12 protein-coding genes are annotated in these 11,576 nt (G+C 43.1%); 7 read left to right on the top strand and 5 right to left on the bottom strand.

What is annotated here, in order from left to right; genetic code table 11:
* Nucleotides 1-14: 14 nt before the first annotated feature.
* The gene (gene fmt / locus H9628_RS00460) at nucleotides 15-965 is read left to right on the top strand and encodes a methionyl-tRNA formyltransferase (RefSeq protein WP_251832153.1); all 951 of its coding nucleotides are present in this window, start codon (nucleotides 15-17) and stop codon (nucleotides 963-965) included.
* On the opposite strand, the gene H9628_RS00455 is transcribed toward fmt, so the two are convergent.
* Both H9628_RS00455 and tsf read right to left on the bottom strand, forming a co-directional pair.
* Complete coding sequence (locus tag H9628_RS00455; protein WP_251832152.1) at nucleotides 962-3,022, bottom strand: choice-of-anchor L domain-containing protein; 2,061 nt, start codon at nucleotides 3,020-3,022, stop codon at nucleotides 962-964. The genes fmt and H9628_RS00455 overlap by 4 nt on opposite strands.
* Nucleotides 3,023-3,122: 100 nt before the next feature.
* On the bottom strand, nucleotides 3,123-3,944 hold the full coding sequence (gene tsf, locus H9628_RS00450) for a translation elongation factor Ts (RefSeq protein WP_251832151.1): 822 nt from the start codon (nucleotides 3,942-3,944) through the stop codon (nucleotides 3,123-3,125).
* Between the two features lie 140 nt (nucleotides 3,945-4,084).
* On the opposite strand from tsf, the gene H9628_RS00445 reads away from it, so the two are divergent.
* Nucleotides 4,085-4,663 carry a DUF6759 domain-containing protein gene (locus tag H9628_RS00445; RefSeq protein WP_251832150.1) on the top strand — a complete coding sequence of 193 codons (579 nt, stop codon included), beginning with the start codon at nucleotides 4,085-4,087 and terminating at the stop codon, nucleotides 4,661-4,663.
* A 2-nt stretch (nucleotides 4,664-4,665) separates the two neighbouring features.
* Here H9628_RS00445 and H9628_RS00440 read toward each other — a convergent pair whose 3' ends face one another.
* Genes H9628_RS00440 through H9628_RS00430 form a run of 3 tightly spaced genes read right to left on the bottom strand, consistent with a single transcriptional unit; the run spans nucleotide 4,666 to nucleotide 7,409 of the window.
* Nucleotides 4,666-5,361 (bottom strand): tRNA1(Val) (adenine(37)-N6)-methyltransferase, encoded by a 696-nt coding sequence (locus H9628_RS00440; RefSeq protein WP_251832149.1) that lies wholly within the window; start codon nucleotides 5,359-5,361, stop codon nucleotides 4,666-4,668.
* A gap of 10 nt (nucleotides 5,362-5,371) precedes the next feature.
* Nucleotides 5,372-6,826 carry a sensor histidine kinase gene (locus H9628_RS00435; protein WP_251832148.1) on the bottom strand — a complete coding sequence of 485 codons (1,455 nt, stop codon included), beginning with the start codon at nucleotides 6,824-6,826 and terminating at the stop codon, nucleotides 5,372-5,374.
* Nucleotides 6,813-7,409: a riboflavin synthase gene (locus H9628_RS00430; protein WP_251832147.1), complete on the bottom strand. Its 597-nt coding sequence runs from the start codon at nucleotides 7,407-7,409 to the stop codon at nucleotides 6,813-6,815. Before H9628_RS00430 ends, H9628_RS00435 begins: the two co-directional genes overlap by 14 nt.
* Nucleotides 7,410-7,513: 104 nt before the next feature.
* On the opposite strand from H9628_RS00430, the gene pdxA reads away from it, so the two are divergent.
* The 5 genes from pdxA to accC all read left to right on the top strand — a co-directional run bounded on the left by pdxA (nucleotide 7,514) and on the right by accC (nucleotide 11,541).
* Nucleotides 7,514-8,605: a 4-hydroxythreonine-4-phosphate dehydrogenase PdxA gene (gene pdxA / locus H9628_RS00425; RefSeq protein WP_251832146.1), complete on the top strand. Its 1,092-nt coding sequence runs from the start codon at nucleotides 7,514-7,516 to the stop codon at nucleotides 8,603-8,605.
* 86 nt (nucleotides 8,606-8,691) lie between these two features.
* The gene (locus tag H9628_RS00420; RefSeq protein ID WP_251832145.1) at nucleotides 8,692-9,213 is read left to right on the top strand and encodes a YceD family protein; all 522 of its coding nucleotides are present in this window, start codon (nucleotides 8,692-8,694) and stop codon (nucleotides 9,211-9,213) included.
* A 67-nt stretch (nucleotides 9,214-9,280) separates the two neighbouring features.
* Entirely contained in the window at nucleotides 9,281-9,484 is a 204-nt protein-coding gene (gene rpmF / locus H9628_RS00415) for a 50S ribosomal protein L32 (RefSeq protein WP_251832144.1), read from the top strand.
* A gap of 125 nt (nucleotides 9,485-9,609) precedes the next feature.
* Nucleotides 9,610-10,095, top strand: a complete 486-nt coding sequence (gene accB, locus H9628_RS00410) for an acetyl-CoA carboxylase biotin carboxyl carrier protein (RefSeq protein WP_251832143.1) — start codon at nucleotides 9,610-9,612, stop codon at nucleotides 10,093-10,095.
* A gap of 90 nt (nucleotides 10,096-10,185) precedes the next feature.
* Nucleotides 10,186-11,541 (top strand): acetyl-CoA carboxylase biotin carboxylase subunit, encoded by a 1,356-nt coding sequence (gene accC, locus H9628_RS00405; protein ID WP_251832142.1) that lies wholly within the window; start codon nucleotides 10,186-10,188, stop codon nucleotides 11,539-11,541.
* Nucleotides 11,542-11,576 lie beyond the last annotated feature (35 nt).

Below are 11,576 nucleotides of genomic sequence, written 5' to 3'. Positions count from 1 at the left end.
AAAGTAAGAATACTATGAAGTCACTGAAAGTTGTCTTTTTTGGCACTCCCGAATTTGCGAAAGAATCATTAAGCGCCATCCATCAGTCTTTTCATGACGTTGTGGGCGTGGTTACTGTAGCGGATAAAGCGAGCGGCCGCGGCCAGAAGATTCAGCAGTCGCCGGTAAAAACGTATGCTGTGGAGAACGGTTTACCGGTTTTTCAGCCTGAAAAACTCCGCAATCCTGAGTTTCTGGAACAAATGCGCGCACTGAATGCTGACGTGTTCGTGGTGGTGGCTTTCCGAATGATGCCTAAAATCCTTTTTGAAATGCCGCGCCTCGGTACTTTCAATCTCCACGCTTCCCTGCTTCCTGATTACCGTGGGGCCGCACCGATAAATTACGCGATTATCAACGGTGAAAAGAAAACCGGTGCCACGACATTTTTTATCAATGAAAAAATCGACGAAGGAAATATCCTTTTGCAGGATGAAGTACGAATCTCAGCTGAAGACGATGCCGGCAGCCTGCATGACAAGTTGATGGACCTCGGGGCAAAGCTGGTCGTAGAAACGCTGGATGGGCTGGCGAACCATTCGCTTATGGAAAAACCGCAGCCGGAAGCCGAGTTTCAGAAAAATGCTTTTAAAATTTTTAAAGAAGATACGCGCATTAATTGGAATCAGACATCAGAATCAATTTACAATTTCGTGCGCGGAATGTCGCCGTATCCTGCTTCCTTCACCAGTATCAGGATAGGTGACGAACTGAAAACATTAAAGATTTATAAAGGCAGTTACGAAAAACAGGCGCATTCTCTAAAGCCTGGAACTCTGGAAATCAGTAAAAGTGGGTTTAGAATATATACGGCGGACGGTTTTTATTTGCCGCAGGAGATTCAGCTCGAAGGAAAAAAAAGGATGAATCTGAAAGATTTTTTAAACGGTTTCCGGGATTTTGAAGATATTTCGCCCGCGGACTAGTTTCTGTTTTTAAGCAAAACCCAACCGGTAAATGTAGCCGGCGTGGTGCTTACTGGCTCCGTCCAGGTCAAAATATACCAATAAGTACCTGTGGGCAGGGCGCGACCATCCAGTTTTCCGTCCCACAAGTAATTATCATTTGCGGACTGAAAAACTCTGGTTCCATTGCGCGAAAATATCATGATGGAGACGTTTTCTTTGATTTTTAGATCAGAATAATCCAACACATCATTGATGCCGTCGCCGTTTGGCGTGATTACGTTAATGAGATTCAGGATTAAAAACGGCTTCTGGCCAACTCCGCAGTTTAACGCATCTTTCACATAGGCGGTATGTGGCCCTCGCGGTACATTTGTAAATATGTTCGACGCCTGAAAGTTCACGCCATCTATCGAATACAGAAAAGGTGGTACGCCACCCGAAACATGGATTGTGATCTGGCTGCCCGCGACATCTACGTGCGAAATTACAGGCAGTGAACTCTCTGAAACTGTAACCTGCTGTATCAGTTTGCAGCCGTTTGGCGAGGTAAGTTCCACCGAGTATTCGCCCGCCCCAAGTGAGTTAATGGAACTTACCGCGGCACCTTCTCCAATGGTGGATCCGTCTTTTCGCAACCATTTATAATACTTAAACCCGCTTCCCGCATCAAGCGTGGTTGTAGCGCCCGGGCAGACCGTCTTATCACTTAAAATTGCAGATTTCTTTGGTGTAAGAAACTGTATTGAACCATTTACTTCTGTACATGTACCGCTTTTGATTGTATAATAAACCACGGTGTCCTGCGTGTAGCTCCATTGGTTAGGTAAAGCCACCTGATGCGCTGCATCCTGGAAATACTGTACCTGAAAATAAGGCTGGTAATTGGTAATGTAATCGGAATTAAGTTGCTGCAGTGCAACTGCGATAGGCTCGCCATTCTTGTAGTTGCAATAACTTTTTACAATGGTTAAAGGGATCTCGGCAAATTCGACGGTGCGCGAGCCTTTTAGCAGACAACCGCTCAATGCGATTTCCACCGAATATTTTCCGTTGTTGTTCTTATCACCGATAATTGTAATTGTAGAGGTATTTTCACCTGTGAGCAATATTCCGTCTTTGTACCATTGGTATGAAACTGCCGACGCTGTAGTGGCATCAAGCGTGATGTCAGTTCCTTCACACAGCGCGGTGTTGTCAGCAAACAGCAAATCAGGTCCTAAATCTTTCTTACCGGTAAAACTGCCCGCTTTCAGAAAAACAGCGGAGTCAAACCGGCCGGTTCGGTCGCCGCCAAATAGACGGTCAGCCACTACGAGTTTGATGTGATAAGTTTCGCCGGGTACCACATCTGCCGCGGCGGTTAAAACTTTAGTTTCGCCATTAAATGCTGTGGGACTGTCTAAATGTGAACGGTACGGATCGTTATTGAAGGTGCCAAAATACTGAACATTACTTTGGCAGCCCTGTGCGGCGTTGATGGTTTGGCTTGTGACAGGTTGTGTGGTGCCGGGAATCAAAGCGATGTTTTTGTAAGGATCACTGGTGCCGGCTTTTTTTATTAGAAAGACGAATGCATCCGGATAGTCGCAGTTTGTGTCATAATATTCTTCTGACAAAAACATGTATTCGAAACTGATACCTGTGGTGTTACTCGGTGTAAAATCAAATTCCAGCACTGAGGAATTAAGATAATAGCTTACATCCACGCCCAAAGCATCGGCAAGATCCGGGTCGCCGGGCCAGTTTATATCTGTATCATCTAGAACGTTGCTCGTCGGTCTGGAACTGTTCGGTCCGGGCACTTTGAAGAGATCACCGGTGCTCAGAATGATTCCTTTATCTATATCAAACGGCAAAGTTCCTTTTTCGAAGTATCCATAGCTCGTTGTGCTGCTGCCGAAATCCTGCCAGCCTGTGGCCGAAACATTAGACACGCTGATGCAGCTTGCGCTTTGGCTGCCGATCAAAACATCACGTACCAGTTGGTCTGGGGTTTTAGCGCTTACCGAAATATATTGCTGTGCGCTCAGGGCTGCGAATAAAAGCAGGGACCAAAAGCTCAGTATCTTTTTCAAACAGATAGAATTGTGGGTTGCAAAAGTACTGCTTTTTGTATAAAAAAAGTCTCTCCCGCGCAGCGGAAGAGACTGATATATGTCCGTTAAATTTTAGAATTTAAGCAAGGCTCACTCTGATGAAGCCTACAACTTTAAGATCATCATTTACAGATTTCACGTACTCAGCAACAGAAAGTCCGCTGTCTTTGATGAAAGACTGGTGAACAAGGGTGTTGTCTTTGTAGAAACGCTGCATTTTACCTTTAAGGATGTTATCAATGATGTTTGCAGGCTTACCTTCTTTTGTAAGGATTTCTCTTTCGATATCCAATTCTCTGTCGATAGTTTCCTGAGAAACCATAGTTTCGTCAAGTGCGATAGGGTTCATCGCCGCAACTTGCATTGAAACTGCTTTTGCAGCATCACCAGCACCGTCTACATCTGCAGAAAGAGACGTGATAGCCGCGATTTTGTTACCCGCGTGGATGTATGCACCAAGGAAAGGACCTTCGATAGACTCGAAAGTTCCTACTTCAATTTTCTCACCGATAACACCTGTCTGCTCGATCAGTTTTTCTGCAACTGTTGAACCACCGAATTCTGTAGCCAAAAATTCTTCTTTGGTTTTCCCTACAGCAAGTTCTGCCAACTCATGAGCTAATTTCACGAAATCGTCATTTTTCGCAACAAAGTCAGTTTCGCAGTTTAAAGCGATGATGGTTCCTTTGGTACGGTCTGCATTTACTTTCGCAATTACAGCACCTTCTGTAGATTCTCTGTCAGCTCTGTTTGCAGCCACTTTCTGGCCTTTTTTTCTTAAAACTTCGATTGCTTTATCGAAATCGCCTTCAGCTTCTACCAAAGCTTTTTTGCAGTCCATCATTCCTGCGCCTGTGATGTTTCTCAATTTAGCTACGTCTGCAGCACCTGGTGTATACATAAGTTTAGATTTTTATATTTAAAAAATTCCTATTTTTAGCTTAGTTTTTAAGCGATGCAAAGATAATAAATTCCGCATAAACTAAAAAGAAGATTTCTGCGTTATAGCTTAAATTTAAATACCTAAAAATCACAACTTTAATGGCTAAATACCTCTATTTTATATTTTTTCTGGCCTCGGTTTTCGTTAGCGGACAGTCTAAATATACTGCGGCACAGGTGGAGAAGAGCTCTGACCCGCAGGTGATTGCAAATTTCGTTAAATTCAACCCAAACCATCCGAAAACACCTGAGTTTAAACGTAAGCTGCTCGCGGTAATAAATAACGACAAGCCCAAAGCGGCCCAAGCGGCGGTTGCTAAACCAAGCGTAAAACCGATCAGCACGGCGAAACTGAAAACCGCGATAAAGAAGGATGTGGCGAAAGACGGCTCGAACGACAAAAACAAGAAAACTGCCGAGTTGCTCACGCATCTTTTCAATAACGACCCGAACAGCAAGAATGCTTATGTGCAGATTGTAAACAGGTCTAAATGTAACCTGATCGTGAAAATCAGCGGAAAGAAATTCTATAACCTGGATGTTCCGGCTAAAAACCAAAACTACATATTGGTTGACAAAGGCAATTATACGCTCACCACTTCGGTTTGTGACGCAAAATATTCTTCGGTAAAAAACATCAATAAAGATATTGTAGTGACGCTGAATGCGCCCAAATAGCCTCAGCCAAAGACGTGAAAATCTGCTGTTGCCTTTAAATATTGGTCCGAATAGACGCGTGGCGCTTTCTCGATTACAAAAGTTTCTTCTTTTAGCAACTCGCTTCCGGTTTTCGAGAATTCGAGGATTGCGCGCTTTGCGGGTGCATTTTCAATACCAAAAATCTGAACTTTTCTTACTAAAAACAATCCTTTTCGTTCAGCAATTACACTGAATTCTTCCACAGCTGACCACGGGATGATGACGCTCAGTCGTCCAGTTTCCGGCAACAGCGACGTGCTTTTCGAAATCAAATCCTCGAATGTAAGTTCCTGCTGTTGCCGCGCTACCACGTCTTTTGAAGAACTGTTTAGTTCAAAAAATGGTGGATTGGAAATGATAAGGTCGAATTTTTGATCGGATGTGAAAGTTTTGAAGTCCTGTCTAAGCGCAGAAAGTCTCGCAACAAACGGTGAAGCGGCAAAATTTTCTTGCGCGAGGTCAGCTGCCAGTTCGTTGAAATCAATTGTAGTAATTTCAGATTCCTTATTTCGCTGTGCAGTCATCAACGAAATAAGTCCGGTTCCGGTGCCTACTTCGAGTATGTTTCGGGCGCTTTCAACGCTTGCCAGTGCGCCAAGCAGTACGCCGTCGGTTCCTACTCGAAAGACTTCGGGACGCTGGTTTATTGTGAATTTTTGGAATTGGAATGGTTTCACACGGGCAAAATCAAATATTTGTAGGCATGTAAATGGTGAAGGTGCTGCCTTTTCCAACCTCAGATTTCACTGAGATTTCGCCCTGGTATTCTTCCACCATTTTTCTTACCATCGTAAGTCCAAGGCCTGTTCCGCCACTTTTGCTGGTGAAATTGGGCTCGAAAATCCTGTCGTAAAGTTCTTCCGCGATCCCTCCTCCGTTATCTTCCACACTGATGATGATCCTTTTTTGGCGTTGCTCCACATCTACATTGATGATACTTTCATTGCCTTCTACACGCGCCTGCCGCGCATTTGCAACTAAATTGGTAATGATTCTTGAGAGGTAAATCTTATCCATCTCGACCATGATTTCCGGCTTGTTACTGTGAAAATAGATGCTTTGGTCACTGAATACGTTAAGAATAATCTTGATTTCTTTATTAATGTCGAAAACCTCGTTGTTTTTTTCGGGCAATTGGGCGAACTGCGAGAACGCGTTGGCTACTTTCGCTACCAGATCAATCTGGTCAACCAGGGTGTTGCTTAATGCTTTTACCTTTTCGTATACATCCGGATCCTGCGGATTGAACTTACGTTCGAAGTTCTGAATCGTAAGTTTCATCGGTGTCAAGGGATTTTTCACTTCGTGCGCGACCTGTTTGGCCATTTCCCGCCAAGCTTCCTCTTTTTCTCTGAAACTGAGCCTTTCTTTCTGCTCTTTTATCTGCAAGATCATCTTATTGTAGGCTTTAACCAGCTGATTCAGCTCATCATTCTGGTAATACCGGATAGGTTGTGGATCATCTTCGAACAGCGTGATGCGGTTGATCATTTCCGAAAATTTGGTCACCGCGTTTGTGAGGTTTTTTGAAATAATCCAACTCAGCCAAACTGCTATTAAAATAATTAACAGATTGACAATCAGAATGTAATTCAGATATTTATTAAAAACACTAAAGTACGCGCTGTCATTATGATAATATGGGAAAAAGACGATGCCGATGGGTTGTAGCATGTTGTTTTTCAAAACCGTGTAAGATGAGGTGACGTTTGCGTCAATGGTCTGGTCGTAGGTATGTACATCAACGCGGCCGTCTTTCTGCAAGAGTTCATTCACCAAAGGAATTGAAAGCCTTTTCTCGGCAATGAGGTTGATGTCTTTATTTGAAATCAGGAAGTTGCCCGTCAAATCGTAAATGATGATATCCTGGTTGTTGATGTCGGCAATTTCAAAAATATCATTTGCCAAAACGGTGGGCAGATCCTGCGCTGAAACCTGCACATGGCTCACGGCATAATCCAGCGCGGACATCAGCGCTTCCGATTTTTTCTGAAGGTCTGTACGACTTTGTTCGGTAGCATTTTTTCTTAAAATAAAAAAGGATACAATGGATGAACTTACAATGCTAAGCAAGCAGATAATCAGGAAACCCCAAAAAACTTTTTTGCGTAAACTGTAACCTTTGTATTTAGAGAATGGCATTATTTTTCAGCAGTTTCGTTACATACTTCCCGATGATGTCGAATTCCAGATTTACAATTTCACCCACTTTCACATTTTTCATGTTCGTAAATTCCCATGTATAAGGAATTATGGCTACTGAAAATTCGCCGGCGTTGCTTGAGGCTACAGTAAGGCTGATGCCATTTACGGTGATTGAACCCTGTGCAACTGTGGTATAAACGCCTGTTTCGCTGAATTTTATGGTAATGAGATAACTTCCGTTCTGGTCTTCGATGTTTAGCACGGTGCCTGTTTGGTCTACATGTCCCTGCACAAGGTGCCCGTCGAGTCTTCCATCCATCTTCAAACAGCGTTCCAAATTGACTTCGGTGCCTTCTTTCCATTTGCCCAGATTGGTTTTCTCCAAAGTTTCGGCAATCGCTGACACGCGGTAGCTTTCACCGGAGATTTCTGTAACCGTAAGGCAACAGCCGTTATGCGCCAGACTTTGATCTATTTTTAATTCGGAGGTAAAAGGGCAGGTAAGGGTAAAATCAATATTATCGCCGCGGCGCTCCATTTTTTGCACTGTGCCCGTGGCTTCTATAATTCCGGTAAACATAGATTAAATTTTAGGTAGAAGTTATATCTGCTAAATTTCACATTCGGTAAAATCTATTTTCCTAAATTTGTGAAATTCTAATATTTTTCCAAAGATAATTAAAAATGAGTTCCAGAAGCCAGAAAGTGAGAGTAGGTATTTCTATTGGTGATTTCAATGGAATCGGCCCGGAGATCATCATGAAATCACTGAAAGACAAGAGCGTCACCGATTTTTTCACACCTGTCATTTTCGGTTCGGGCAAACTCTTCACTTATCAGAAAAATATTTTTAAACTTCAGCTCAATTTTCATTATGTTCCGGATGCATCACAAGCGCAGGCTGATAAGATTAATATGGTGAATCTGTCTAAAGACAACGTGACCGTGGAACTGGGCAAGCCTTCGGAGGAATCTACCCGAATGGCCATAGAATCCCTGGAAGCGGCTACCGAAGCTCTGATGAAAGGTGACATTGATGTTTTGGTGACAGCCCCAATCAACAAAGATGAAATGATGAAATACGGTTTTCAGCATGCTGGTCATACCGGTTTCTTTGAGGAAAAATTCCAGCGAAAAGGTCTCATGTTCTTGGTGACGGAAGATCTGAAAGTCGCAGTTTCTACACATCATATACCGCTTGCGAAAGTTTCAGAAAACATTTCAAAAGAAAAAATTAAAAAGCAAATCAAGATCCTAAATCAGTGCCTGATTGAAGATTTCCAGGTACGGTTGCCGAAGATTGCTGTTCTGGGACTCAACCCGCATGCAGGTGATGGAGGCGTGATTGGTAACGAAGAGATTGATGTCATCACCCCTGCAATCAGGGAAGTGTATGATAACGGAATTTTAGCATTCGGGCCTTATCCGGCAGACAGCTTTTTTCAGCCACAAAAGTACGGAGCGTTCGATGCGGTGTTAGCGATGTATCACGATCAGGGTCTGGCACCATTTAAGACGCTGGCTTATGAAGACGGTGTAAATTACACCGCAGGTTTACCTTTTATCCGCACGTCACCGGATCATGGTGTAGCCTACGATATTGCGGGGCAGAACCTGGCGGATGAGCGCAGTTTTATGGAAGCAATTTTCACTGCGCTGAAGATTTTCCGCAATCGTGAAGAATATAATGACCTGATGACTAACAGGCTGCGCCCGAAGCGTTCTGCTGTAAACAACGGCGTAGACGAGGATTTGCCGCAGGAGGATCATGCATAGCTTTGGCCGGAAACTGCTGAGGGTATTTTGTTTTTAATAATTATTTGTAATATTAAAAAAAATGCATATTTTTGCACACTCATTTTATGGACAGGCTAAGAAACTACGACATCGTGTTTTCGGGACAGAAAAACGGTCGGCACCAATTCCAGTTTGAGATAGATAAATCGTTCTTTCAACTTTTCGATACTGAACAGGAATTTTCAGAACCAAAAATTGTGGTGGATGTCTTAATGGACAAGCATACTACGTTTTTGGAAATGAACATTAAAACAAAAGGTACGGTAGCGCTCATTTGTGATATCACTACAGATGAATTTACTTACCCGGTAGAAAACGAATTAAATGTCCTGGTGAAATTCGGGGAAGAATATGACGACAGCGAGGAAGATGTAATAACGATTCCCGCGTCAGATCATGCCTTCAATGCCGCGCAGCTCATATATGAAAGTGTAGTGCTGGCGATTCCGATGAAGAAAATCTCACCGGATGTGTCCGAGGAAGATCTGCAGATCGTAGAAAGGTTCAGTCCGAAAGTAGAAGAGAAGGAAGAAGAAGTGGTAGACCCGCGATGGGCAGCCCTTAAGAAATTAAAAGATAAAAATTAAAAATAGTTTATTATGATGAGCTTGAGCAATCAAATCCTCATCGCTCATCAAACAAAATTATAAGAAAATGGCACATCCAAAGAGAAGACAATCGTCCACAAGAAGAGATAAGCGCAGAACTCACTACAAAGCAGTAGTTCCCCAGCTTGCAAAAGATGCCGCTTCCGGCGAAATTCACCTGTACCACCGTGCACACTGGCATGAAGGTAAACTTTACTACAGAGGTAAAGTAGTAATGGAAAAAGAAGTAGAAACCACAGAAGAAAACTAGAAGAGTAATTCTATAATTTCTTTATTTTTATACAAAAACCACTCATTTTTATTCAAATTGAGTGGTTTTTTGTTCATTTTTAATCATTTTTAGTATCTTTGGCATAACAATCAAACTCCACAATCATGGACATAAAAGACATCCAAAACCTTATTAAATTCGTTTCAAGAGCAGAAGTTTCTGAAGTAAAATACAAAACCAAAGATTTTGAAATTACCATCAAAACCCCACTTGGCGGGAATGAGATGAGTTATATGCCACAACCTGCCGTATATCATACCGCGCCACAGGCTCCAGGTCACGCGCCTCACGCACCGGCTGCCGCTGCTGCACCTTCACAACCGGCGGACAATGCATCAGATGAGGGCAATTTTGTGACGATCAAATCTCCGATGATTGGTACTTTCTACAGAAAACCTTCACCAGACAAAGACGTTTTCGTCAACGTGGGCGATGAAGTTTCTGTTGGCAAAGTGGTTTGCGTTATTGAAGCGATGAAATTATTTAACCAGATTGAGTCTGAAATTTCAGGTAAGATTGTTAAAATTTTGGTTGATGATGCCACTCCGGTTGAATATGACCAGCCATTATTCCTGGTAGATCCATCTTAAGAAATTTTAAATTAGAGATTATAGATTTTAGATGAAGCTCATCTAATAAAATTTAAAATTCAAAATTCAAAATTTAAAATTTCAAGTACGATGTTCAAAAAAATATTGATTGCAAACAGAGGCGAAATCGCCATGCGCATCCTGCGGACGTGCAAGGAAATGGGCATAAAGACGGTTGCCGTATATTCCACCGCTGACAAAGACAGCCTGCATGTGCGTTTTGCGGATGAAGCGGTTTGCATCGGGCCACCGATGAGTAAAGATTCATACTTAAAGATCTCTAATATCATCGCGGCAGCCGAAATTACAAATGCTGATGCGATACATCCGGGTTACGGTTTCCTGTCGGAAAATTCTAATTTTTCCAGAATTTGCCAGGAAAACGGAATTAAATTTATTGGCGCCACACCCGACCAGATCGACCGTATGGGCGATAAAGCCAACGCGAAAGCCACAATGAAGGAAGCCGGCGTACCATGTGTTCCGGGTTCAGAAGGCTTGATTGATTCTTATGAAACCGCTGCAAAACTTGCTGAAGAAATGGGTTACCCCGTGATGATCAAAGCAACTGCCGGTGGTGGCGGTAAAGGTATGCGTGCCGTTTGGAAAGCCGAAGACCTGCATGAACATTGGGATTCTGCGGTACAGGAAGCTACTGCCGCCTTTGGAAACGGAGGTATGTACATGGAGAAACTCATCGTTGAACCACGTCATATCGAGATTCAGATTGCAGGTGACCAATATGGCAAAGCATGTCATCTTTCAGAAAGAGACTGTTCCGTACAGAGAAGAAACCAGAAGCTGACGGAAGAAACACCGTCGCCGTTTATGACGGATGAACTTCGTGAAAAGATGGGTGCAGCAGCCGTGAAAGCCGCTGAATACATTAAATATGAAGGCGTTGGAACCATCGAATTCCTGGTTGATAAAGACCGAAACTTCTATTTCATGGAAATGAACACTCGGATCCAGGTAGAACACCCGATTACGGAGCAGGTTGTAGATTATGACCTGATTCGTGAGCAAATCTTACTTGCGTCTGGCAGCCCGATTTCCGGAAAGAACTACTACCCAAAGCTGCATTCCATAGAATGTAGAATCAACGCGGAAGATCCGTACAGTGATTTCCGTCCGTCGCCGGGCAAAATCACGGGTCTGAACATCCCCGGAGGTCACGGTATTCGTGTAGATACGCATGTTTACTCAGGTTATTCTATCCCTTCGAATTATGATTCGATGATCGCCAAACTTATCACCACCGCCCAGACGCGCGAAGAAGCCATTGCAAAAATGCGCCGCGCACTGGAGGAATTCTATATTGAAGGCGTGAAAACTACCATTCCGTTCCACCGTCAATTGATGGAAGACGAAGATTATCTGGCAGGAAACTACACCACCAAATTCATGGAGGATTTCAAAATGGACAAACGGTTCGAGAATAACTAAAAGCTTTTCCTTTAAATAGCTAAAAACACCAGCGT

Source organism: Kaistella pullorum, assembly GCF_014837035.1.
GTDB lineage: Bacteria > Bacteroidota > Bacteroidia > Flavobacteriales > Weeksellaceae > Kaistella > Kaistella rhinocerotis.
Note: the sequence above shows the minus strand (reverse complement) of the source record. Positions and strands in the feature narration are given on the sequence as shown.

Coding starts and splice junctions, on each gene's coding strand:
- H9628_RS00445 (WP_251832150.1), top strand. CDS start 4,085: ATGGCTAAATACCTCTATTTTATATTTTTTCTGGCCTCGGTTTTCGTT.
- fmt (WP_251832153.1), top strand. CDS start 15: ATGAAGTCACTGAAAGTTGTCTTTTTTGGCACTCCCGAATTTGCGAAA.
- accC (WP_251832142.1), top strand. CDS start 10,186: ATGTTCAAAAAAATATTGATTGCAAACAGAGGCGAAATCGCCATGCGC.
- H9628_RS00420 (WP_251832145.1), top strand. CDS start 8,692: ATGGACAGGCTAAGAAACTACGACATCGTGTTTTCGGGACAGAAAAAC.
- H9628_RS00435 (WP_251832148.1), bottom strand. CDS start 6,826: ATGCCATTCTCTAAATACAAAGGTTACAGTTTACGCAAAAAAGTTTTT.
- pdxA (WP_251832146.1), top strand. CDS start 7,514: ATGAGTTCCAGAAGCCAGAAAGTGAGAGTAGGTATTTCTATTGGTGAT.
- tsf (WP_251832151.1), bottom strand. CDS start 3,944: ATGTATACACCAGGTGCTGCAGACGTAGCTAAATTGAGAAACATCACA.
- H9628_RS00430 (WP_251832147.1), bottom strand. CDS start 7,409: ATGTTTACCGGAATTATAGAAGCCACGGGCACAGTGCAAAAAATGGAG.
- accB (WP_251832143.1), top strand. CDS start 9,610: ATGGACATAAAAGACATCCAAAACCTTATTAAATTCGTTTCAAGAGCA.
- rpmF (WP_251832144.1), top strand. CDS start 9,281: ATGGCACATCCAAAGAGAAGACAATCGTCCACAAGAAGAGATAAGCGC.